At 57.6% G+C, this 22637-nt stretch carries 17 protein-coding genes; 8 read left to right on the forward strand and 9 right to left on the reverse strand.

The annotated features are described in order from the left end of the window. Positions 1–31: 31 nt before the first annotated feature. The 3 genes from BMZ67_RS09615 to BMZ67_RS09625 form a co-directional block, all read right to left on the reverse strand. Positions 32–1966, reverse strand: a complete 1935-nt coding sequence (locus tag BMZ67_RS09615; RefSeq protein WP_092021960.1) for an ATP-binding protein — start codon at positions 1964–1966, stop codon at positions 32–34. Continuing rightward, on the reverse strand, positions 1963–2958 hold the full coding sequence (locus BMZ67_RS09620) for an ABC transporter substrate-binding protein (RefSeq protein WP_092021962.1): 996 nt from the start codon (positions 2956–2958) through the stop codon (positions 1963–1965). The genes BMZ67_RS09615 and BMZ67_RS09620 overlap by 4 nt, the downstream gene beginning before the upstream one ends. Positions 2959–3038: 80 nt before the next feature. After that, positions 3039–5111, reverse strand: coding sequence for a TonB-dependent receptor plug domain-containing protein (locus tag BMZ67_RS09625; protein WP_092021964.1), 2073 nt, complete (start codon positions 5109–5111; stop codon positions 3039–3041). Between the two features lie 155 nt (positions 5112–5266). Here BMZ67_RS09625 and BMZ67_RS09630 point away from each other — a divergent pair, with 155 nt between their 5' ends. After that, positions 5267–5938: a hypothetical protein gene (locus BMZ67_RS09630; protein WP_092021966.1), complete on the forward strand. Its 672-nt coding sequence runs from the start codon at positions 5267–5269 to the stop codon at positions 5936–5938. 9 nt (positions 5939–5947) lie between these two features. Here BMZ67_RS09630 and BMZ67_RS09635 read toward each other — a convergent pair whose 3' ends face one another. The 3 genes from BMZ67_RS09635 to BMZ67_RS09645 all read right to left on the reverse strand — a co-directional run bounded on the left by BMZ67_RS09635 (position 5948) and on the right by BMZ67_RS09645 (position 8724). Beyond that, positions 5948–6943, reverse strand: coding sequence for a bile acid:sodium symporter family protein (locus tag BMZ67_RS09635; RefSeq protein WP_092021968.1), 996 nt, complete (start codon positions 6941–6943; stop codon positions 5948–5950). Positions 6944–6965: 22 nt separating this feature from the next. Continuing rightward, entirely contained in the window at positions 6966–7646 is a 681-nt protein-coding gene (locus BMZ67_RS09640) for a FadR/GntR family transcriptional regulator (protein ID WP_092021970.1), read from the reverse strand. A gap of 109 nt (positions 7647–7755) precedes the next feature. Beyond that, positions 7756–8724: a beta-ketoacyl-ACP synthase III gene (locus tag BMZ67_RS09645; RefSeq protein ID WP_092021972.1), complete on the reverse strand. Its 969-nt coding sequence runs from the start codon at positions 8722–8724 to the stop codon at positions 7756–7758. A gap of 215 nt (positions 8725–8939) precedes the next feature. Here BMZ67_RS09645 and BMZ67_RS09650 point away from each other — a divergent pair, with 215 nt between their 5' ends. The 3 genes from BMZ67_RS09650 (at position 8940) to BMZ67_RS09660 (ending at position 12976) form a co-directional block, all read left to right on the forward strand. After that, positions 8940–10442 (forward strand): thymidine phosphorylase family protein, encoded by a 1503-nt coding sequence (locus tag BMZ67_RS09650; protein WP_092021973.1) that lies wholly within the window; start codon positions 8940–8942, stop codon positions 10440–10442. A gap of 117 nt (positions 10443–10559) precedes the next feature. Beyond that, the gene (locus BMZ67_RS09655; protein WP_092021974.1) at positions 10560–11477 is read left to right on the forward strand and encodes a ribose-phosphate diphosphokinase; all 918 of its coding nucleotides are present in this window, start codon (positions 10560–10562) and stop codon (positions 11475–11477) included. A 38-nt stretch (positions 11478–11515) separates the two neighbouring features. Further along, complete coding sequence (locus BMZ67_RS09660) at positions 11516–12976, forward strand: TrkH family potassium uptake protein (RefSeq protein WP_175481881.1); 1461 nt, start codon at positions 11516–11518, stop codon at positions 12974–12976. A 24-nt stretch (positions 12977–13000) separates the two neighbouring features. On the opposite strand, the gene BMZ67_RS09665 is transcribed toward BMZ67_RS09660, so the two are convergent. Continuing rightward, positions 13001–13915 (reverse strand): pirin family protein, encoded by a 915-nt coding sequence (locus BMZ67_RS09665; protein ID WP_092021976.1) that lies wholly within the window; start codon positions 13913–13915, stop codon positions 13001–13003. 313 nt (positions 13916–14228) lie between these two features. Here BMZ67_RS09665 and BMZ67_RS09670 point away from each other — a divergent pair, with 313 nt between their 5' ends. Continuing rightward, positions 14229–15812, forward strand: coding sequence for an aldehyde dehydrogenase family protein (locus BMZ67_RS09670; RefSeq protein WP_092021978.1), 1584 nt, complete (start codon positions 14229–14231; stop codon positions 15810–15812). On the opposite strand, the gene BMZ67_RS09675 is transcribed toward BMZ67_RS09670, so the two are convergent. Next, positions 15809–16837 carry an AraC family transcriptional regulator gene (locus tag BMZ67_RS09675; protein ID WP_245749924.1) on the reverse strand — a complete coding sequence of 343 codons (1029 nt, stop codon included), beginning with the start codon at positions 16835–16837 and terminating at the stop codon, positions 15809–15811. The genes BMZ67_RS09670 and BMZ67_RS09675 overlap by 4 nt on opposite strands. Before the next feature lie 92 nt (positions 16838–16929). Here BMZ67_RS09675 and BMZ67_RS09680 point away from each other — a divergent pair, with 92 nt between their 5' ends. Further along, a complete protein-coding gene (locus BMZ67_RS09680) occupies positions 16930–17991 on the forward strand; it encodes a 2Fe-2S iron-sulfur cluster-binding protein (protein ID WP_092021982.1) in 1062 nt (353 codons plus the stop codon). A 29-nt stretch (positions 17992–18020) separates the two neighbouring features. Next, positions 18021–19220 carry an alkane 1-monooxygenase gene (locus BMZ67_RS09685; RefSeq protein ID WP_092021984.1) on the forward strand — a complete coding sequence of 400 codons (1200 nt, stop codon included), beginning with the start codon at positions 18021–18023 and terminating at the stop codon, positions 19218–19220. Here the strand turns inward: BMZ67_RS09685 and BMZ67_RS09690 are convergent. Continuing rightward, positions 19207–20100: a LysR family transcriptional regulator gene (locus BMZ67_RS09690; protein WP_092021985.1), complete on the reverse strand. Its 894-nt coding sequence runs from the start codon at positions 20098–20100 to the stop codon at positions 19207–19209. The genes BMZ67_RS09685 and BMZ67_RS09690 overlap by 14 nt on opposite strands. A gap of 209 nt (positions 20101–20309) precedes the next feature. Between BMZ67_RS09690 and BMZ67_RS09695 the strand changes: the two genes are divergently transcribed. Continuing rightward, positions 20310–22634 (forward strand): FdhF/YdeP family oxidoreductase, encoded by a 2325-nt coding sequence (locus tag BMZ67_RS09695; protein WP_092021987.1) that lies wholly within the window; start codon positions 20310–20312, stop codon positions 22632–22634. The last annotated feature ends 3 nt before the right edge of the window (positions 22635–22637 follow it).

Raw genomic sequence — 22637 nt, forward strand, 5'->3', positions numbered from 1 at the left:
ATACTTGGGCTCGATGTGGTGAGGGCGCTCGCTAAATAGAGAGCCAGCGGCTGAGAGTCGCGCGTAGCTGCTCTCTACGCACAGGCTTGGAGATGTAGTCGTCCATGCCTGCGGAATGGCAGGCTGCCTGGGTTCCTGGTAGCACGTCGGCCGTTAATGCAATGATCGGAATTCGGGGATGGCCGTTCTGGCTTTCCCACTCCCTGATAGTCCGCGTGGCTTCGTACCCGTCCATCACCGGCATCTGACAGTCCATGAGAACAACCTGGTAGTTAAACTGACCAGAGCAGAAGCGCTGTACCGCGTCGTGACCATTGCTTACGGCATCGGTTTCAAACCCTAAGCGGCTCATCAGTGCGCTGGCCACTCTCTGGTTGACGTGGTTATCCTCAACGACCAGGGCCCTGACGGCTTCCAAAGACCGTTCTTTATTGCGTTGTGGGGAGGGAGGGGCTTCGGGTTCAACTGGCTCAGGCAAGTCCAGCTCGAACGGAATCTCTATGCTGAAGGCCGACCCGATGCCGAAGTCTGTCTCAAGGTTGACGTGCCCGCCCATCAGCTCAACCAATTTCTGCACCAGCGCCAGGCCAATGCCCGTTCCCCCGTGTTGGCGGCTGTGGCTGCTATCCAGCAGCTCAAAGGGTTTGAAAATCTCAGACAGGCGGTCTTGGGGAATGCCGTTGCCAGAATCCTGAACGGTGCATTGCAGCACCATGCAGGTATCTTCCAGGTATTGCCATTCTGCCAGTACGGTAACGCCTCCTTGTTCGGTAAATTTGATGGCGTTGTCCAGCAAGCCCGCCAATATCTTGCGGAAGCGTGCCGGGTCGCCCTGGACCCGGGCCTGTTCCGGCCAACTGCCGAGGAACCGGAGGACCAGGGTTAACCCATGTTGTTCAGCCACGTGGCGGTAGGTCGCGACGCAGTTCTGGATGAGCTGGCGAACGTCGAACGCTGAGTTATCGAGTGCGAGCTTACCGCGATCCATCCGGGAGATGTCGAGGATGTCACTGATGACGGTCAACAGGTCCTCGGTAGAACGGCGGGCTGTTCGTAAATAGTCTTCCTGCTTGTCGCTCAACGGCTCGTCGGCAATCAGTTCCAGGTTGCCCAGCATGCTGTTGAGTGGGGTCCGCAGTTCATGGCTCATAACAGCGAGAAACTCGGATTTAGCGCGGTTTGCCGCTTCAGCCTTTTCTCGGGCGTTTTCGGTGGCTGACAGCACCTGGTCTCTGGATGACTTCAGCGATTCAAGGTGGCGGGCGAGGGCATTCAGCTGGTTCTCAAGCTTGGCGACTTCAAGGGTCTTGGGGCTTGTTGATTCGGGTTGTTGGTGGTATTCGCCTTTGCTCAGTGCCTCGATCCGCTGGGACAGCATATGGATGGGTTCCACCAAGCCGGTAAGGGTTCGCCGGGAGACCAGCATCGTAAACAGCAACAGGGAAAGGCCAACAATAATGGATGACCAGAGAATGTCGTTCTGTCGGGCCGCTATGACCCCGGGGGACACACCGACCTCAACAGTGCCCAATCTCAGGGTGCTGTTTGTGAAGCCAAAGCTCGGCTCAAACCAGCTACCATTGCGGGGGTCAGTCATGTCGAGCGGCTGCTGAAGAATGTCAGCTTTGAAGACGTCAAGCGTGGCGCCTTCCGGTGTGACATTGCGGCTAATCGACCCCATCACCCGCCCACCGATATCGGTCACCCGAATCCACTCGGCGCTACTCTTGTCCAGCGCGCGTTCAATGATCTGGTTCAACAGCCGGGTGTTCCCCGAGACGACGGCATATTCCACCGCCGGTGCCAGGTTTTCAGCCAGGAGCTGACTGCTGCGCGCGAGCTCCTTCTGAGCGTCAGCGATTCGAGCCGAGGTAAAGAAAAACAGCAGCATCAGGAACATCAGCAGCGCTGGCACAACGACCAACCCTAAAAGCTTCCTGCTTAGAGGCCGATGACGGGCTTTCATGGCCGTCCTCCTTGCTCTGACGGCTGATATTGCAGCTTCAGGCCGTCAATTAGAGCGTCCTTGTCAGGCACCGGAATGTTGAGGGAGTGGGCGACCTGCTGGTTGATTTCGACATCGAACTCGATCGGATGGCTGGGGGGGAGCAGTTCACCGGTATCGTGGTAGTGACTGATCTGCAGGGCGGCGGCCCTGGCCATGGCTTCCAGGGGTGGAAAGGTGGAGGCGAGGACGCCGGCCCTGACAAAGGCCCGGCCGGGCCCGACCACAACCCGGTTCTTTCGGTAGGCCGTCAGCAAAATGTGTTTGATTGTTTGCGGGTTGAAAATAACCGGATCGGGAACCGCAAGCAGGAAATCACCGTAGCTGAGGGCCCGTGACAGCGTGCCAATCAGGCTTTCCTCATCTCTGACGGTAAACACTCGGGCTTCAAGGTCGTAGCCCTGTAACTCGCGAATAAGCTCATCGTAGTGGGTTTCATAGCCTGGTTGGACCAGCAACGCTACGCGACTGGCTTGCGGCAGTATCAATTTCCCAAGCAGGGCCTGGCGGACTAGCGGTGCGTCGTAGTACACCGAGGAAATCGGCGTCTCACCGCGTTCAGCGTAGCGGGAAAACTGGTCTTCGGTGACCATCAGCGCCAGTGTTGGCGGCCATGATGAACTCTGGTGAGCCTGGGCGAGTGCGGAACCGCCCAGGGTAATCACCAGGCGACCAGGATCAACGGCGGCTTCAGCGTCGGAGTAGGGAACGATATCCACCTCATCCCCAAGGTAGCGCTTGAGCAAATCAATAAAGCGAAGATTGAAGGTGGTGTTGTCAGAACCCACGAGCAGGACCGACTGTCGGTGTGGCGAGCTGTCATTGTTGTTGCCGCCATGTTCCGCTGTGGCTGGCAGGCTAACGAAGGTGCAGAGTGCTATGAAGACCAAGGACCACAGTCGTTGCCAGCGATTGTCTGCTCCATTGTTTACTGTACCGTCTGTGCTGGTCATTACCTGCCTTGGCAATTATTAAGTCTGCAAGCCACCTGGGGCGTTGATGGCGCGACGATGTCCGTCATTGATCTGGAGTACTAGAACCTCAGACCGGCTTCAATGAAGACTTGATTGGGGTCCTCAATGTTGTTCTCCCGACTGACGGGGGGTGTATCGTGAAAATAGTGCTGGAAGATGACGGCCACATCGTAGCTAAGTCTAGGTGTATATACGGCTTTTGCCACTCGGAGGTCTGCTCGTTTAAAGGGGCCGCGGGCAAACTCCTCGACATAGTAAAAAGCGGTGGCTGAAGAAAGGTCCCAGGCATAATCCTGAATCCAGACAAAGCTGCCGGAATGTTTCGCGCTTAGCCGGCTTTCGAGTCTGATGAACCGATGGGTTTCTTCAGGGGTGGGCGGTCCGGTGTAACGGCCATCCTGATCAAGGTAGGCATACGTTAGGCGCAATTGGGTGTCGGGATACTCCAGAGAGGCCTCCAGTTCAACGCCTTGCTGATCAAGCGCCACATTATTGCCAATGGTCCACTCTTCGACATTCAGAACCCCAGCGATGACATCTCGCAGGTCATCGTTGAAGTATTTAACCTCAGTCGATAGCAGGCCATTGCCGAGCCGGAACTGGCCGAAATAACTGATCTCGCGGGACGTGATTTGTTCTTCAGTCAGGTCTCCGGAGCCCTGCACGGACGGGCCTACCCGCTGTTCTTCCAGAAACGCGAAGGCGTCTGGTGACAGGTTGGTAACCCGGTAGCCCCAGTCAGCTTCCTGCTCGAAGGCATCCGGGGTGCGGACCGCTTCTGAGTAGACAAACCTGAGCGTTTGGTTATCGGTAAGGTGGAAATTGGCTGCGACCCGTGGGGACAGGAAGGTCTCATCCACGGTTGTCGTCGTCTCCCAGTTCGCACCGGCATTGAAGGTGACCCAGTTGACCGGGGTGTACTCGAAATTGCCGAAGACCCGGGACTGGTAGTTTGCGCCCTTGCCGTTGAAAAAGGTGTCTGATTCAAAGCGGTCTTCCCGGTAGCCCAGGCCTGAGACAATACGGAAGTCTGGCGTGATGATCAGGGTGTCCTGAAGCTCCAGCTCAAGGCGGGATTCGTTCAGGTTCTGATTGACGTCCGCACAAAAATCGACGCCAAGTCCTTGGGGGCAGGTTCTCCACGCCTGGGTACGGTCGTAGTCCTGGTAGCTTGTCATCAGGTGCAGGAAGTGGTTTTCCGATTGGGTATACCGCCAGGTTGCCTGCAGGTAGTAATCCCGGACATCGACATCGGGGTCGTTGAGAGCCCCAAACTCTTCGCCGATTCGCCGCCTGTCGTCCTCATCCGTACCATCGGTAACACCGGCGCGAACTTCAACCGCGTTTCGGTTGTTCAGCGTCGCGATCGCGTCATAGGAGAAGAAGTTCAGGGCGTAGCCATCGTGGAAGGAGACTTTGTTGTCGTTGTCGTCGAAGCGGTAGTCAAAGCCGTCGGACCCCCTTCGCTCGTAAGACAGGCGCCAGTCATAGTCATCCCCGGTATTTCCGGTGGAGCCGAACAGCTGCTTGTGCCCAAGTCCGCCATAGGAGCTGTGGAGGTTGACGCCTTCGGTGTCCGCTGGTGACTTGGTGATGATGTTGATGGTGCCAAGGAATGCGTTGATGCCATAGGCTGCCGCATTAGGGCCGCGACTGACCTCTATCCTCTCAATGTTTTCAATGGCGACCGGCATGGTATTCCAGTCGACGTTAGACAGGTTTGGCTGGTACGCCGTGCGTCCATCGATCTGCACCTGCAAGCGACGTTGTTCATAGGCGACGGTGCCATGGTAGCTGGTCACCGGGCTGTTACTTCCCACGTGCCCGACGGTCATACCAGGTACCAGGCGAAACACCTCGGCCAGATTCAGGATGCCCAGGTCCCTGATCAGACTGCCGCGGATAACCGTCGTGGAGCCGGGCACCCGTGACTTGGGCTGGCGCAGCTTGGTGGTGCTCAGAACTTCCGGAACCGGCTCTTCAAGCAGAAAGCTGTAGTCGGCTTCGAACGAGTCGGAAAGGTCCAGTGAATCGCCGCTGAAATCGTCATTGGCAACTGCCGGCGTCAAGGTACAGCAGCTGAGTAGGATCAGTGTTTGGAGCTTGGCGGTATCTTTGCGGTCTGAGGGCATAAGGCAATCTTTGTATACGGCGCCAGGTCTTGGCATTATGGCGCAAAGCCGGAACGATTGGGCGAAAAGAGCCTAGCTGGATAATAAGCCACATAGCTATGGCTTGTCTGCCGTGACGGGAAAGAATGTACAGCATGATGCCTGGAGTGAAATCGATGAGCTGTTGGGATGTCCTGGGAATAGAACCGACACGCAATGCCTCTGCCATACAGGATGCCTATAGCCAGCAGGTGAAGTTTGCCAATCAGGATGAAGCTGAAGCCTTGCAGCGAGCGCTGAATGAGGCCTTGGCCGAAGCGGGGTTCGATCAGCCGGCGGCCGTTGGCCGTTCTGAAGCGGTTCCTGTCCAGCAGGCGGATGAGTCGAACGTCGATGCAGCGCTCTCAGCGCAGGAACACCAGATTGTCCGGGAGGTTGTCCTGCAGGTTCGCGCCTTGCTGAATGATCCGGTCAGGGCAAGTGATGTTGCTGTCTGGCGTGCCGTGTTGACTGAGCCGCCCGCGGATCAGCAAGCGATGAAAGTTGAACTGGGTGCCCAGCTTGAAGGGCAGTTGCGGCCGATGGCAAAGCAGGGCGGGCTTCCGACTGATGTGGCGGGCTTTCTGGGCCATTGGTTTGGCTGGGAGGAGTTGAGTCCGTCTGCCGACTCTGTTGCTCAGCCCGGGCAGCAGGGAGTTCGAGGTGACCTGGGCACAGCTGAGGAAGAACTGGATCCTGTGAGCGCCGCTGAACGGGAATCCATGAAAAGCTTCTGGCCGGCGGTTATCGGCTGGATTGTGGGCCTGGTGGTGCTGACCAGTCTGTTCAGCACCATAACGGGTCAGTAACCCAAACGCTCAGGTTTCGGGCTGAACAGGCTTGTCCTGGGCGGCCTCGATCCGGCGTCTGTACCGTTGCGCCAGGATAGCGCCAACGATCACCTGTATCTGGTTGTAGCACATGATCGGCAGAACGATCATGCCGAAACCGGGGTGGCCTGAGAACAGAACCTTGGCCATAGGCAGCCCGGATGCCAGACTTTTCTTTGAGCCGCAAAACACGATAGCTGCTTCATCCTCCAGGCTAAACCCGAATGCCTTCACGGCCACCCTGGCCACCACGATCAACAGCGCCAGCAATGCAACGCAAAGAACAATGGCAAAAACAATTGCGCTGGGGGGAAGGTTTTGCCACAGGCCGCTGACCACTGAGTGTGAAAACGCAGAGTATACGATCAGCCAGATAACGCACTGGTCGTAGCGGGACGCCAGTTGTTCGTTGCGGGCCAGAAACCCGCCGAGCCAGGGGCGAATGCCGTGGCCAATAGCAAATGGCAGCAGCAGCTGCAGGAAAATATCCCGTAACGCCTCGGCAACCGAAAAATTACTTTCGCCTGATGTACTGACCAGCAGGATCAGCAGGAAAGGGGTCAGCATCATGCCGAACACATTGGAGGCGGCTGCGCTGCAGATGGCGGCGGGAACGTTCCCCCTGGCCATGGCCGTGTAGGCAATGGATGACGACACCGCAGAGGGGAGGGCGCCCAGGTACAGAAACCCAAGACCAAGGTCTGCGGGGATCCAGGTAGGAGCCATTTCATTAATGGGCAAAACCACCAGCGGGAAAAAGACAAACGTCAGCGAGGTGACGACCAGGTGCAGCCGCCAGTGACTGGCACCCGCAATGACCTGCTCGCGGGAAAGTGCGGCGCCGTGGAGAAAGAACAGCAGGGCGACGGCGGCAGCGCCAACAGTGGACAGCGCGTCGGCAAAGCCACCTTGAGCCGGAAAAAGTGAGGCCAGGACAATGGCGCCCAACAGCAGTAGGGTGAAAGGGTCGATGCGCACGGTTATGGGCCTGTTTCAGTCTTTGAGTTCAGTCTGTTGAGTTAAGTGTGTCGATGCTGGGTTGCAGCAGTGCTGCGGCGAGACTTTTTGCCCGCTCGCTATCTCGTCGCCGAATGGCAGCCAGCAGGATTTCATGATCCTCCTGTGAGGGCTCGGGGAGGGATTCGTCCATTTCTGTTCGTTCGATGGTCCTGGTGATGGCGTCAGCGAAGTAGTTGTAGAGTTCCACCAGAGCGGAGTTGTGGGTGGCGCCGACCAGGGCATGGTGAAACTGCTCGTCAAAACGGATGCGCTCGGCAACGTTGTCCCCGGCGCTGGCGCGAAGGTCCAGTGCCCTGGACATCACCTTGACCTCTTCTTCTGTTCGCCGTTCTGCTGCGAGCTTGGCAGCTTCGGCCTCCAATAGCTGGCGCACTTCGAGCTGGTCTTTCAGTTGGGCCTGTTCAATGCGCCGGAGACTTTCCCCAGTGTCCCGGTCTGCCCGCACATAGGTGCCATCGCCCTGGCGTGTTTCCAGAATTCCCATGTGAACCAGAACCCGTACCGCCTCACGAACCGTGTTCCTGCTAATGCCCAGGGATTCCGATAAGTCGGCTTCTACGGGTAGGCGGTCACCAATCCGCCAATGGCCGGCTTTAATGGCTGAGCGAATGGATTCAATGGCGGTATCTACCAGCGAGCCTTTGGCAATGCGGCGAAGTGCGGTCATGGTTAAAGATCCTTAGTCCCTATGATCCAATCATCCTATGAATGTGATTAAAGAGCAACCCGAGGGCGATCGGGTTGCTCATGGCGTTTTGTTTGGCTTCAGGGTTGCGTTAAAGGCGAAGAAGCGCTGAGCCCCAGGTAAAGCCGCCGCCAAAGGCCTCAAGCAGAACAGTGTCGTTTTTCCGGATACGGCCGTCACGAACGGCGACGTCCAGCGCCAGGGGGATGGATGCGGCAGAGGTATTGCCATGCTTGTCCACCGTGACCACCACCCGATCCATTGGCATATCAAGCTTCTTCGCGGTGGCCGCAATGATTCGGAGGTTGGCCTGGTGAGGTACCAGCCAGTCGATATCAGACTTCTTCATCTGATTGGCGGACAGCGTTTCATCGACAATTTTTCCAAGGGTGTTGACGGCAACCTTGAACACCTCGTTCCCTTTCATCTCGATAAAACCGCCGGTCTTCCTGAATTCGTCAGGGTTGTTTGAGACACCGCAGGGGACATGCAACAACTCTTCATACTGCCCGTCGGCGTGGATATGAGTTGAAAGAATGCCGGTCTCCTCGCTGGCTTCCAGCACCACGGCACCGGCACCATCACCAAACAGCACGCAGGTGCCCCGATCGTTCCAGTCTACAATGCGGGAAAAGACTTCAGCCCCGATCACCAGTGCCTTTTTGCTGGCACCCGTCTTGATGAACTTCTCCGCGGTGGCGAGTGCGTAAACAAAGCCGCTGCAGACGGCCTGGATGTCAAAAGCCGGGCACCCGTGAAGATCGAGGCGAGCCTGGAGGATACAGGCGCAGCTTGGAAAGACTTTGTCCGGGGTAGAGGTCGCAAAGACGATCAGGTCGATGTCTTGAGGGGTAATGCCTGCGGCCTCGATGGCCCTTCTTGCCGCAACTTCCGCCAGATCGACGGTGGTCTGGTTGTCTTTGGCGATGTGACGTTGCTCGATACCGGTTCGTTCCCGTATCCACTGGTCGGTGGTGTCGACCTTTTGTTCAAGGTCGGCGTTGGTCACGATGTTGTCTGGCAGGTAAGAGCCGGTGCCAGTAATGCGAGCATAGGTCATTGAGGATGTCCCCGGGATAAGGCGAAATCTTGTGTTGTAAAGGGACCATGCTACTCCTCCTTGGTGGGCGCTGGTTATTAGCCGTTTGTCAAAGAACGGGTAAGCCTTTAGTCGGGGTGAGGTCGGAGGCGCTGACGGGTTTCCTGACTCGATTTCTTGCGACCTTCGTCAATTGAGCGGATTATTGTCTGCTTTCGTCCCTGATGTTGTGGAATATGACCAGTCACTACACCTTGAAAGCGCTCGATATAGGTATAAATACTCACCAGGAAGCCGTCGCTTATATGCGGGAAGACTGTCATGTCTGTCGCGCTGAGGGATTTACGGCCAAGTCGAGAGTCAAAATTAACCATGGCAGTCGGTCGGTGGTGGCCACGGTAAACGTGGTCGACAACGACGTACTTCCGGAAGGGCACGTGGGCTTGTCCAAGGTGGCGATCCAGCGCCTGGGGGTAGGGCTTGGCGACGACGTGGTGATTGGTCACGCCGATGTGGTGGCGTCGCTCGCGGCGGTGCGGAAGAAGGTGTTTGGTAACCCGCTGGACGGCACCGACATGCAGGCCATCATTACCGATATCAGTGATCACCTGTACAGCGATATCGAGATTGCGACGTTCCTCAGCGTTTGCGCCGGTGGGCGCCTGGACACCGACGAAATCGTCTACCTGACCCAGGCCATGGTTAATGCCGGCAAGCGACTGCATTGGCCGGGGCGTGAGGCTGTCTATGACAAGCACTGCATCGGCGGGCTGCCGGGCAACCGGACCACCCCCCTGGTGGTATCGATTGTCAGTGCTGCGGGGCACGTTATGCCGAAAACGTCGTCACGGGCGATTACGTCCCCTGCGGGTACAGCCGACACTATGGAGGCGCTGACTAACGTCAACCTGGAGCTGGCGGATATCCGGCGAGTGGTTAATGAGACCGGTGCCTGCCTGACCTGGGGAGGCGCCGTCAACCTGAGCCCAGCGGACGACGTGTTGATCCGGATTGAGCGGGCTCTGGACCTGGATGGCGAAGGGCAGATGATTGCCTCCGTACTGTCCAAGAAAATTGCGGCGGGTTCAACGCATACCCTGATTGATATTCCCGTTGGCCCGACGGCCAAGGTTCGCAGTGGCGTCGATGCTGGCCGCCTGGCCAGCCTGTTCACCCAGGTTGGGGCAGCTTGCGGGCTCAAGGTTCGCTGCGTGCTGACGGACGGCAGCCAGCCGGTCGGTCGCGGCATCGGCCCTGTCGAGGAGGCGAGGGATCTGCTGGCGGTGCTGCGTTGTGAGGAAGATGCGCCGTCTGACCTGCGTGAACGCGCTTTGCTTCTGGCAGGGCACGTCCTGGATATGGCCGAGCACAGCGGGTTGGAAATTGCTCAGCAAAAAGCCATGGAGTTGCTGGTCAGCGGCGAGGCTTATCGTCAGTTCCTCAGGATTGTTGAATCCCAGGGGGGGCTGAAAACCCTTCAAGACGCCCGTTTTCAGCATGCAGAGACAGCCCTGCTTGGTGGGACACTGCGCAGCATCGACAACCGAAAGCTGGCCCGGTTGGCCAAGCTGTCTGGCGCGCCATCCAGCCCCGGCGCGGGCTTGAGACTCTATGTCAAAGTTGGCGACCAGGTTGCCACCGGAGCACCCCTGTTTACCCTGTACAGTGAAAGCCAGGGGGAGCAGGACTACGCGCTGGACTATTATCGCCAAAATGCCGACATGTTTGTTTTTGAATGAGTTGGGTGTAGCCAGCATCGTGCTGTGTTGCATCGGGGCAGTTTGAAACAAAAGAACCCGTTTAAACCTGAGAGCTCGGAGACACCGGCGAGCTTATAGAAACAAGAGGGTACCAACATGCTCAATGAGCGCGAGGTTGTGTTTTTTTCCCTGACGGAACATCCATTGACCAGTCAGCTGGTTGAACTGGTCGGAGGGCGTCCTGGAGAAATCAGCACACGGCGCTTCCCGGATGGGGAAACCTACCTTAGGGTTATGACGCCGGTTAGTGGCCTGCACTGCGTGATCGTTGCAGATATGACCTACCCTGATGATAAGTTCCTGGCGCTGATCTACCTTGCGGACACGTTGAAGGAGCTGGGGGCCGCATCGGTCGGGCTGGTGGTTCCGTATCTGCCGTACATGCGTCAGGACGTTCGGTTTCAGGACGGAGAGGCGGTTACCTCCCGGCTGTTCGCCAGACTGATTTCCCAGCACTTGGACTGGCTTGTAACTGTGGACCCACATCTGCACCGGTACCACTCGCTTGATGAAATCTATTCGATCCCCAGTCGCGTCGTTCAGGGAGCGCCAGCGCTGACTGAATGGCTTAAAGGGCAGACCAACCTTCTGTTGGTGGGCCCGGATGCTGAAAGTGAACAGTGGGTGTCGGGCATAGCCGCGTTGAGCGGGCACCCGTTCGTTATTGGTGAGAAACGCCGCTACGGCGACCGCCAGGTTGAAGTCAGCCTGCCGGACATGGAGGCGTTCACCGATCGTACAGCCATGGTTATCGACGATGTGATTTCCAGTGGACACACCATTCTGGAGTGTGTGGCTAGCCTCAAAGCGCGGGGAATAACGCGCATCCAATGTGCGGCGATTCATGGGATTTTTGCCGATCAAAGCGATGCCCGCTTGCGCCAGGCTGGATTGGACGCACTGGTTACCTGCAATACCGTTGTGCATAACTCCAATCGGGTGAATGTCGCGCCGTTACTGGCGCCGCCGATTAACGAGTTGCTGGCGGCGATGGCAAACAGGCAGCTCCTTTAACCCTTCTGCTGGACTCGCGATAAAGGGTACTTCGCCCCATGAGCATTACACCCATCATCCAGATACTTGGATTCCTGTTAATCCTGCTGAGCCTGATGATGACCCTGCCGGTCAACCTGCTGGCTTTTGGAGGTGGGGCGCAGGACTGGTGGGCGTTTGTACAATCGGCGCTGGCCTGCCTGACGGTTGGGCTGATTTGCTTTTTGATGACCCCCCGAAAACGGCGCGGGCTGAAGCAACGGGAGATGTTTCTGCTGACCGTGTCGGCGTGGATTGTGATACCGCTGTTCTCGAGCCTACCCCTTCTGCTCAGCGACCTTGACCTGACAATCACCGACGCCTTTTTCGAAAGTATCTCTGGCATCACAACCACCGGCTCCACGGTTTTGGTGGGGCTGGATTACCTGCCGGCGGATATCCTGCTATGGCGCTCCATTGTGCAGTGGATGGGGGGGATAGGTATCATTGGTATGGCGGTTGCGGTGCTGCCATTCCTCCGAATTGGTGGCATGCGGCTGTTCGCAACCGAGTCGTCGGAATGGACGGAAAAAGCAGTACCCCGCACCAATCGGCTGGCTCTTGGTCTGGTGGTCAGCTACCTGGTGCTCACGCTGGCCTGCATCGTGGTGTACTGGGTGCTGGGCATGGATCTGTTCAACGCGATCAACCATGCATTGACAACGGTTTCCACCGGCGGGTTTTCGACCTCAGACAGCTCCATGGGGCAATTCCAGAACTTGCCAATCCTGGCGGCGTCCACCTGCTTTATGATTCTTGGCAGCGTGCCTTTTTTCCTGTTTGTTCGTTTACTTAATGGCGATTCCAGGCCGCTACTTATTGATCGTCAGGTGCGTTTTTTCGTTCAGTTCCTGTTGGTGGTTGCACTGATCATCTGCAGTTACCGCCTGCTGACCAACGATCAGGCCGCCATTGCAGGTTTTGTCGAAACGTTCATCAAAACGCTGTTCAATGTCACGTCGGTGGTGACCACCACCGGGTTTGCCTCCGAGGACTATACCCGGTGGGGGGCCTTGGCGGTGGTGTTGTTCTTCTTCCTGACATTCGTGGGCGGATGCTCCGGGTCGACCAGTGGTGGGATGAAGATATTCCGTTTTCAGCTTTCAATCCTGATGCTCAGGGAGCAGATGCGGCGGTTGCTTCACCCCAATATTGTGATGGCGCGATACTACAACGGTCGTGTGATCGGTGATGAAATCGTAACCTCCGCTGTCGCCTTTTCCTTCCTGTTCCTGACGACGCTGGCGGTGGTCGCTGCCGTGTTGGCCACCCTGGGACTGGACTTGGTTACCAGTCTGACCGGAGCAGCCACGGCTTTGGCCAATGTTGGGCCGGGGCTTGGGGAGGAAATCGGACCTGCGGGCAACTTTGCGGCACTCCCCGATGCCGCAAAGTGGGTGCTGATGATGGCCATGCTGCTTGGTCGTCTCGAGCTGTTAAGCGTGTTTGTGCTGTTTTCCCGCCATTTCTGGCGGAGCTAGCCGACCATATGCATTGGCGATGATCTACTCGGGGAGAGGAATAAACTCGTCCTCATCTCCTACAACCCTGGCAAACCGGCCTGCTTTCCAGTCCTCTTTGGCTTGCTGGACTCGTTCCTTGCGGCTGGATACGAAATTCCAGTCAATGAAACGCCGGGCGAAACGTTCACCGCCAATCAGTGCAAGCCGGGTATCCTCAACTGCCTCGACAACAATGCCTTCCTGTTCCGACAGTACCGCCATCGAATGTCGGGGAATGTCACTTTCACGGGCCTTCAGGCGCCCCTTTGCCACATAGAGTGCGCGCTCCTGTGCGTTCGGGAGTTGCAACCGCTGTCCGGGTTTCAGCCAGGCCTCTAGATAGAGGGTTTCCGAGAAAATTTTGACGGGAGACGTGACTCCGTAGGCGCTTCCCATCATCACCCTTACCGCAACACCGCCCACGTCAATGGCAGGGACATCCGTGCCGGGGTAGTGATAAAAGGCTGGGGCGGTTTCTTCCTGGTCGATGGGAAGAGCGAGCCAGAGTTGCAGTCCGTCCAATACATGCGCCTGGGCGGTTACCTCTGGCCGTTCACGCTCCGAATGGGCAATGCCGCTTCCTGCGACCATCAGGTTGATGTCGCCAGGTTTGATGGGCTGCAAGCTGCCGAGGGAGTCCCTGTGAAGGATCTCGCCTTCAAAAAGGTAGGTGACGGTGGCGATCCCAATGTGGGGATGAGGGCGAACGTTAATGCCGTCGCCAGCCTCAAAGTGCGCTGGCCCCATGTGATCGAAAAAGATCCACGGACCTACCATTTTGCGACGGGCGGTCGGCAGTAAACGGCGAACTGAGAACCCGCCGAGATCGCGGTCCTTGGGGGTCAGCAAGAGATCAATGGCACTGCAGATCTCGGTAACCAGGCATTCCTGCTCGACATCGGGATAGATATTGCTCATGGACAGGCTCCAATTTGTAATGCGTTGCCCCCGGAATCAGAATAGTCGCCGATCCATAAAACCGCTTCAGTTCTCCGCGACCGACACCTCCTGAGGGCGACTATAGCCGACAGTATAGGCGTTGCAGATGGCTTTGTTCCCCCGGAGTAATGGGGCATGGACTCTGTGCAAGGCGTGTGGATGTTCCCGAGGTGACTGGGCCTCGCGGCGCCGTTTGGTGGTATTTGGTGCCAATGTTGATGCTTGGGTCTGTCCGTATTCTGACGGGCATTACGAAGCAACTTACAACAATTGCCAAGCCAGGATGTTGACCATGAATACCGTCACCCCATTGCCGATCGATGCGCAAACCCACGCCTACAATCCCGCAACCGGAGTTCGGATCGATGCCGTCGCAAACACCGCGCCTGAGGCTATTCCTGCGATCTTTGAGCAGGCAAGGAAAGCCCAGGCGGTATGGGCAGCGAAGTCGTTTGCCGAGCGGCGCCGCCACGTTCTGAAGATGCGCGACTATATCCGGGATAATGCCGATGAGCTGGCGCGAATCGTCAGTGATGGCAACGGCAAAACCCGTCTGGACGCCCTCGCCACAGAAGTACTGCCTTGCCTGCTGGCTTGCAGTTGGTATGGCAAACATGCCGAAAAGGTGCTTAAACCGGAAATTCGTGAACCTTCCAGTCTGCTGTGGGTTGGCAAACGTTCCGAGGTTCGCTACGAGCCGCTGGGTGTTGTTGGCATCATCAGCCCCTGGAATTACCCGTTGTCCATTCCGTTTGGCGAGATCGTGATGGGCCTGATGGCCGGGAATGCCATCGTCCTGAAGGTGGCGGCGGCAACGCCACTGGTGGGCAAGGCGATTGAAAAGATTGTGGCTGCTGGCAACCTGCCGCAAGGGCTGTTCAGCCACATCGTGGGCTCGGGCGGTCAGGTGTCCAGTGCCATGTTTGAGAACGGTATCGACAAGCTGTTCTTTACCGGGTCGGTGCCAGCCGGCAAGCAGTTGATGGCCCAGGCCTCCGAAACCCTGACCCCGATCTCACTGGAGCTAGGCGGCAAGGATCCCATGATTGTTCTCGAAGATGCCGACCTGGAACGGGCGGCCAACGGAGCTGCCTGGGCCGGGTATCAGAATGCGGGCCAGTCATGCGGGGGCGTGGAACGTATCTATGTTCACGACTCAGTCTATAAACGTTTTGTAGATTTGTTGGCGGCGAAGACCCAGGCGCTGAAGCACGGGGTTCCCAATGATCACTGCGGCGTGGATCTGGGGTCCATGACCACCCCCAAGCAGCGTGATACCGTTGCCCGTCAGCTGGCCGAAGCCATTGCCGACGGCGCAAAAATTGTCGCCCAGTCCCAAGGCGTTGGGAGCCAGGATGGCCATTTCCACCCGGCTACGCTGGTGACTGATGTCCATCATGATATGACCTTGATGCGGGAAGAAACCTTTGGGCCGATTATCCCGGTGATGTCGTTCAGCACCGAAGATGAGGCGGTTGCCCTGGCCAATGATTGTACAATGGCGCTGACCGCATCCATCTGGACCCGCAATACCGCCAGGGGCAAGAAACTGGCAAACCGCGTCCGGGGCGGTGTGGTCGCTATCAATGATCACCTGTACACACATGGTATGTCAGATCTACCTTGGGGCGGGCCTGGAGAGTCCGGCATCGGGCGTACCCATGGCCCGGAAGGCCTGATTGAAATGAGCAAAACCAAGGTCGTGAACTGGGATTGGCTGCGCGCAAAGAGGAACCTCTGGTGGTACCCCCAGGACAAGCAGAGCTACGACGCCATTCGCCACGCCATGCATATGGTTGCGCCGAAGTCGCCGGCTGACCTGCTGAAGGCGGCAGGGAAGGTGGTTCCGGTGATGATCCGGAAAATGTACTTCTAATCAGCGCGGGAGTGTCGGTTGTACTCGGTCGGGGGAACCGACTCCCAGCGCTTGAAGGCTTTGCGAAAGTTGGCGATATCGGAATAGCCCAAGGCAAAGGATATTTCCTGAACGGTCATCCGGCCGGTTTGGAGATACCGGATGGCAAGCTGGTGCCGCACCCCTTCCAAGACCTCGCGGTAGGATGTGCTTTCATCGATAAGGCGTCGGTGCAGGGTGCGTGGCGTGATGTGGAAGCGCCTGGCGGTCATTTCCAGTGAAGGAAACCCTCGTCGGTTCTGGAGCATCAGGCGTCGTACCCGGGCCGACCAGGTATGTTCGGTGGGTAGTTTATCCAATTCCTGCCGGCAAACCTTCAGGGCCTCCTGATAGCTGACCGTGTTGGCCATTTTCAAGGGCTTGTCGATGCTGGTGAGGGGCAGGGTGAACCCCGCGCATTCCTGGTTGTAAGCGACGGGGCACCGGAAAACGGCCTCGGCCAGCTTTTCATCGCCGTCAAAGGGGAAGGTGACGCTGCGGATGTCGCAGGTTCCCATGGTGGTGAAGTCGAGGATGTTCCGGATGGCCAGTACGATGGCTTCAGTCACCGGGCGCTGAACATCTTCAAGCGACCCGTTATCGTCAAACCTTACCTGAAGACAGTCTCCCTCCTCGGCCGTGTCCATGGTCAGCAAGTCGGTCCTCAAAACCATGTACTGTTCCAGTAGGTCAACGATCTGACGGGTAGTGCCGCTGCTCATCGCGGCGTACCCCAGCGTGCCATGGGTGTTGATCAGCAGCCGCTCACCGATCATCAGGCCAAGGGCCTTGTCCTTGGAGAAACGCCCGGCATCCTGCAGGAAGCGCCGGAAGGTTGCCCAGGGCATGGTCACAAGGCTCTCTTCTTCTTCTTTGTCTGGCTCGATGCCCAGGTGGCGTAACCAGCCCTCGGCACTGACGCCCGCATGCTCAACGATTTCAATGATCTGGAGAATGTAGTGGTTCGGTAGGGTGACGTTGCGTTCGCTCATACTGGCGATTGTCAAAAAATCACCCTCCCATGTCAATAAATGACCCCGCTTTTTGCCCTGGCCCCCAGTAGCATTTACCCGGTGAAAACAAAAAAGGGGAGCCTACGATGTTTTCGTTCTTCAAAAAAAATCCTGCAACAACCCATCTTGCTGAAATCAATGGCAAGCCGGTGGAGGTGTTACCGAAAGAGACACTGCTGCACGCGGCCCTGAGAGAGGGGATTGATTTTCCTCATAGCTGCCGTGTCGGAGGCTGCGCCTCCTGCAAGTGCCGACTGGTGGATGGGTCGGTAAAGGAGTTGACCGACATTGGCTATATCCTGAGTGATGCCGAACTGGATCAGGGCTACATCCTCGCCTGCCAGAGTGTACCAACCAGCGATGTCACCATTGAAGTCAGCCTGTCGGAACAGGCTCAAAGGACCCGGGTGTCAGCGCGGGTTGTTCAACAGGAGCGTCTGACGCATGACATTACCCACCTGAAACTGCAGTTGCTGGAAGCCCTGGATTACAGGGCTGGACAGTACGCAGACCTCACCCTGGATTCGTTGCCAGGTGTCTCCCGCAGCTATTCGTTTGCGACGCCTCCCCAGCCGGATGGCACCTTGTCCTTTTTTGTGCGCAAGGTTCCGGGTGGCGTGTTCTCAACCGAGGTCAATGACCGGGATTTGCTCGGACAGTCGGTCACCGTAACGGGGCCGTCTGGTGATTTCTGGTTGCGGCCGTCTGACGCGCCTATCGTCATGATCGCTGGCGGTAGTGGGCTTGCCCCGATACTGGCGATTCTTCGGGGCGAACTGGCCCGGTCGAGTCGCAGGCCGGTAACGCTGTTGTTTGGTGCCCGGAGCCAGCAAGACCTGTATGCACTTGACGACATTCGGGAAATTGCGCAGCAGTGGGGGGCGCCATTTATCTTCACGCCCATCCTTTCGAATGAGGCGCCTGATACGGAGTGGCAGGGTGCTCGCGGGTGGGTGACAGACCTGATCCCCACGCTATCGCTGACAGGCTCTGAAGCCTACCTCTGCGGCCCGCCGGCCATGATCGACTCCGCCGTCGTGCACCTGAGTGTCGCGGGCATCGAGCGGGGCTCAATTTTTGCCGACCGGTTCACCACGATTGGTGATGTCGTAAAGGCTGAAGACGTTGTTTCAGAGTTAATAGATTAATTGAATAGTCAAAAGTAAGGTCTTGAAAAATGAATCTTTTACACTACCTGAAGTTTTTCTTTTTCCATGTGATTGGCTTGCTGGCTCTTGTCTCCCTAATGGCGGGTGGCGCCTGGATCTCAGCGGGCCTGGCCGCCGTACTGGTGATCTATATCGTTGGTGATGCGGTGTGCGGTGACGACACCACCACCCCGGTGTTCAAGCACCCCAAGATACTGACCGTACAGCTGTGGATGGCATTGCCGCTGCTGAGCCTGATTGTCTTTGCCGCAGTCTGGAGTGTCAGCCCAACTGACATTGGCGGGATTGGCGCCCTGGTGACCGAGCTCACCGGTTACGATGTGGTTGCGGCGCGTGATGCCACCGCTTTTGGGCACCACATTGCAGGCGTCGTACTGACCGGTCTGCTGATTGGCATCATCGGGACCATTACCGGCCACGAGCTGACCCACCGAACCTGGGACCCGATCTCCATGCTGGTTGGTCGCTGGCTGCTGGCATTCAGCTTCGACACCGTATTTTCCATTGAACACGTCTACGGCCACCATCGTTATGTATCCACCACTGAAGATCCTGCCACGGCGCCTCGTGGCCGCAACGTTTATTTCCACGTGGTTGCGTCAACCCTTAAGGGTAACCTTAGCGCCTGGAATATCGAAAAGCGCCGGCTCAAACGAAAAGGGACGTCCGTATGGTCCTTCAACAATGCCATGATCCGTGGCCACCTGATGAGCTTGCTGCTGGTTGCCCTGGCCTTTGTTGTTGGCGGTCTGGGCGGCATGGTGTACTTCATCGCCTGTGCGTTGTGGGGTAAAGCGCTGCTGGAAATCGTCAACTACATGGAACATTACGGCATGGTCCGTAACCCGGAAACGCCGGTGCAGCCACGGCACTCATGGAATACCAACAAGCGAATCAGCTCCTGGACCATGTTCAACCTGACCCGCCACTCCCATCACCACGCCCAGGGGGAAGTGCCTTATCAAGACCTGAAGCCGTTTCCTGATGCCCCCATGATGATCAGCGGCTATCTCACCACCATCGTTGTCGCCATGATTCCGCCCCTATGGCACCAGCTCATGACGCCGAAGGTGCTGGAGTGGGATGAGAAGTATGCGTCGGACGAGGAGCGCCTGCTGGCAGCTCAGGCCAATGCCCGCAGCGGGATTCCTGCCCTTATGGCTGCGACTCGTCCGAGCAGTAGCGGAACGAACTCTACACCGACCTGAGTGCGAAGATGGCCTTTGCTTCTTCGAAGCATTGTCGCGCCAGCGGGGATTGAGGTTCGGTCTTGCGCATCAGCAGGCCCATGGGGGCATTGGTGCTGCCGTCGGTGATCGGGGTCAGACGCAGATGGTCGCTCAGGGAATCCACGCCGCTCTTAAGGGGCATGATGGCGCAACAGATGCCCGAACTAACGGCTTGCACCAACTGAAACGTGGAATCGCTTTCCAGTACCGAATTGACCTCAAGGCCCAGGCTCCGGAACCTGAGGGCAATGGACTGTTGGAAATGCATGATTTTGGTCAGCGTGCCCAGTGGCACGGCATCGAGGTCTTCCCAGGCGATTTCCGGGGCGTCGAAGGTGAAGAAGCGCTCGTCGTGAAGCAGGCCCATCCTTGAAGGACCCAGTTCGACCACCTCAAAGTGTCGGGTGTTTTGTTGATCGAGGTAGCACATGCCAAGGTCAAGCTGGTTGCGGCTCAGGCCGTCAAACACTTGTTCCGAACTCATCGATGAGATCTGGAAGCGCAGTTCCGGGTAGCGTTCAGACAGGGGTTTGACCAGCTCCATCGGGCTCATGCTGGACAGAGGCACTGTGCCCAGTCGCAGGGTGCCTACCAGCTGCCCCCGGCAATTGGCCGCTTCCGCCTGAAGCCCGTCATAGGCCGACAGTATGGTCTTTGCCCAGGCCAGCACCCGCTCGCCGGCCTCTGTGAATCCTTCGAAGCGCTGCCCCCGTGCCACCAGGACCAGGTCCAGCTCCTCTTCAAGGCTGCGAATGCGCATGGACAGGGTGGGCTGGGTGACATGGCACAGTTCGGCCGCCTTGCCAAAGTGTCGGGTTTGGTCAAGGGCAATCAGAAACTTCAGTTGTTTGATATCCACTACGCCGTGTGTCTCCCAGGTTTAGGCATGGGGGTAGCACGAGAGTGTAGCAAAAGAGCGTCGCATATCGTTGCCGGGGTTTGATAGAGGGTGCTTATTGACTGTTCAGGGGTTTCAATTGGACGGTATCTGGGCAGGGCCTTAGTGTGTTCGGGGTATAACCATCGACTTTGAACCGCCAGCCGGTAAGGGCGCCAGGGAGCTCCGCAATGAACGACAAGATTCGGATTCGACCGTACGCGGGACCCGCTGCAGGCTGGGGTGCTTTAAAAAGTGTGGCGCAAAGCTGGTTAGCCAGCGCGAATGGGATCAAGAGCCTGAGGGCGCTGCTTAAAACCAACCAGCAGAACGGATTTGATTGTCCCGGCTGTGCCTGGGGCGACTCGCCGGACAGCGGTCTGGTCAAATTCTGCGAGAATGGCGCCAAGGCGGTGAACTGGGAGGTGTCTGCGCGATCGGTCGATCCGGCGTTTTTTGCCCGCCATACCGTGACCGAGCTGGCAAAGCAGTCTGACTACTGGCTTGAGTATCAGGGCCGCCTGACCCACCCGATGCGGTATGACGCTGAGTCCGATCGCTATCTGGAAACGTCTTGGGATGACGCCTTTGCCCTTGTCGCCCGTCATCTCCAAGAGCTGGACTCGCCCAATGAGGCCGAGTTCTATACCTCCGGGCGAGCCAGTAACGAGGCCGCCTTCCTGTACCAGCTCTTTGTCCGCGCCTACGGAACCAACAATTTTCCCGATTGCTCCAACATGTGCCATGAAGCCAGCGGTATTGGCATGGGCGAAAGCCTCGGGGTTGGCAAGGGTACGGTGGTTTTTGATGATTTTGAAAAGGCCGATGCCATCTTCGTGATTGGCCAAAACCCGGGAACCAACCATCCACGAATGTTGGAGCCCTTAAGGGAAGCCGTCGAGCGTGGTGCCCAGGTTGTCTGCATCAACCCGCTTCGGGAGCGTGGGCTGGAGCGGTTTCAGCACCCCCAGCACCCATTGGAAATGCTGACCAACGGTTCCGCGTTGACCAATACGGCCTATTTTCGCCCGGCACTGGGGGGCGATATGGCGCTGATGAGAGGGATTGCGAAATTTCTCCTGACTTGGGAGCGCGAGGCCACTGAACAGGGCCTGGAGCCGGTGTTTGATCACGCCTTTATCGAGACCCACACCTCGGGCCTTGGCGACTACCTGGCTGCTGTCGACGCCACTCCGTGGGAACACATCACTGAACAGTCCGGCCTTGCCCTGGATGAGATTGAGCTTGCGGCCAAGATGTATCGTCGGTCTGAGCGCGTCATCATGTGCTGGGCGATGGGGGTTACGCAGCATCGGCATTCGGTGCCGACCGTGCAGGAAATTGTCAACGTCCAGTTGTTGCGGGGAAATGTTGGCAAGCCGGGCGCCGGTTTGTCACCGGTTCGCGGTCACAGCAATGTTCAGGGTGACCGCACCATGGGGATCAACGAGCAGCCCCCGGAGTGGTTCCTTGATGCCCTGGAACAACGTTTCAGGTTTTCGGTTCCGCGTGATCCGGGGGACAACGCCGTCCAGGCCATCAAGGCGATGGAAGAGGGGCGTGCCAAAGTGTTTGTGGCTCTGGGTGGAAACTTTGCCCAAGCGACGCCTGACACCCCGCGAACCCATGCTGCGCTTCGCCAATGCCGGTTGACCGTTAACATTGCCACCAAACTGAATCGCTCGCACCTGGTGACCGGCCAGGACTCGTTGATCCTGCCGTGCCTTGGGCGTACCGAGATTGACCGGCAGGCCACTGGCCCCCAAGGGGTGACCGTAGAAGACAGCTTTAGCATGGTGCATATCTCCTACGGCCAGATCGAGCCCCATTCCCCGGCGTTGCGTTCAGAGCCCGCGATCATCGCAGGTATGGCAAAGGCAGTGCTGGGCAATCACCCCATTGACTGGGATCACGTTGTTGGCGACTACGGGCGGATCAGGGTCCTGGTGTCGGACATCGTCCCAGGCTTTGAGGACTTTAACGACCGGATCAGGCACCCGGGAGGCTTCCATTTGGGAAATGCCGCTGCGCAGTGTCTTTGGAATACCGGCAGTGGCAAGGCCCAGTTCAGTGCCAGTCAGCTGCCGGTTTCCCTAATCCACGATGGGATGCATAACGGGGCCGGTAAACCGGATCTGATCCTTCAAACCCTTCGTTCCCATGATCAGTACAACACCACGCTCTATGGTCTTGATGATCGCTATCGGGGGGTGTTCGGTGCGCGGGACGTGATCTTTGCCAATGAGGCGGACATTCGGCTTCTGGGATTCAAGCCCGGTGACAGGGCCGACCTGGTGTCGTTGTGGGAAGATGGTCGTGAGCGCCGTGTATCCGGCTTTATGTTGGTCGCCTATGACCTGCCAAGGGGGCAGGCTGCGGCGTACTACCCGGAAACCAACCCGCTGGTGCCGCTGGACAGCTATGGTGACCGCTCCTATACGCCCACATCAAAATTCATAGCGATCAAGCTGGAGCCGGCGTCGCCCACCGGAAGAATTCCGGCACAATTATCCTGACTG

Origin of the sequence: Marinobacter zhejiangensis, assembly GCF_900114775.1 — a bacterium.
GTDB lineage: Bacteria > Pseudomonadota > Gammaproteobacteria > Pseudomonadales > Oleiphilaceae > Marinobacter > Marinobacter zhejiangensis.

Bases quoted from the DNA above. Each gene is read 5' to 3' on its own strand.
- BMZ67_RS09670 (WP_092021978.1), top strand. From the start codon at position 14,229: ATGAATACCGTCACCCCATTGCCGATCGATGCGCAAACCCACGCCTAC.
- BMZ67_RS09685 (WP_092021984.1), top strand. From the start codon at position 18,021: ATGAATCTTTTACACTACCTGAAGTTTTTCTTTTTCCATGTGATTGGC.
- BMZ67_RS09625 (WP_092021964.1), bottom strand. From the start codon at position 5,111: ATGCCCTCAGACCGCAAAGATACCGCCAAGCTCCAAACACTGATCCTA.
- BMZ67_RS09665 (WP_092021976.1), bottom strand. From the start codon at position 13,915: ATGAGCAATATCTATCCCGATGTCGAGCAGGAATGCCTGGTTACCGAG.
- BMZ67_RS09680 (WP_092021982.1), top strand. From the start codon at position 16,930: ATGTTTTCGTTCTTCAAAAAAAATCCTGCAACAACCCATCTTGCTGAA.
- BMZ67_RS09645 (WP_092021972.1), bottom strand. From the start codon at position 8,724: ATGACCTATGCTCGCATTACTGGCACCGGCTCTTACCTGCCAGACAAC.
- BMZ67_RS09630 (WP_092021966.1), top strand. From the start codon at position 5,267: ATGAGCTGTTGGGATGTCCTGGGAATAGAACCGACACGCAATGCCTCT.
- BMZ67_RS09640 (WP_092021970.1), bottom strand. From the start codon at position 7,646: ATGACCGCACTTCGCCGCATTGCCAAAGGCTCGCTGGTAGATACCGCC.
- BMZ67_RS09695 (WP_092021987.1), top strand. From the start codon at position 20,310: ATGAACGACAAGATTCGGATTCGACCGTACGCGGGACCCGCTGCAGGC.
- BMZ67_RS09655 (WP_092021974.1), top strand. From the start codon at position 10,560: ATGCTCAATGAGCGCGAGGTTGTGTTTTTTTCCCTGACGGAACATCCA.
- BMZ67_RS09620 (WP_092021962.1), bottom strand. From the start codon at position 2,958: ATGACCAGCACAGACGGTACAGTAAACAATGGAGCAGACAATCGCTGG.
- BMZ67_RS09615 (WP_092021960.1), bottom strand. From the start codon at position 1,966: ATGAAAGCCCGTCATCGGCCTCTAAGCAGGAAGCTTTTAGGGTTGGTC.
- BMZ67_RS09650 (WP_092021973.1), top strand. From the start codon at position 8,940: ATGACCAGTCACTACACCTTGAAAGCGCTCGATATAGGTATAAATACT.
- BMZ67_RS09660 (WP_175481881.1), top strand. From the start codon at position 11,516: ATGAGCATTACACCCATCATCCAGATACTTGGATTCCTGTTAATCCTG.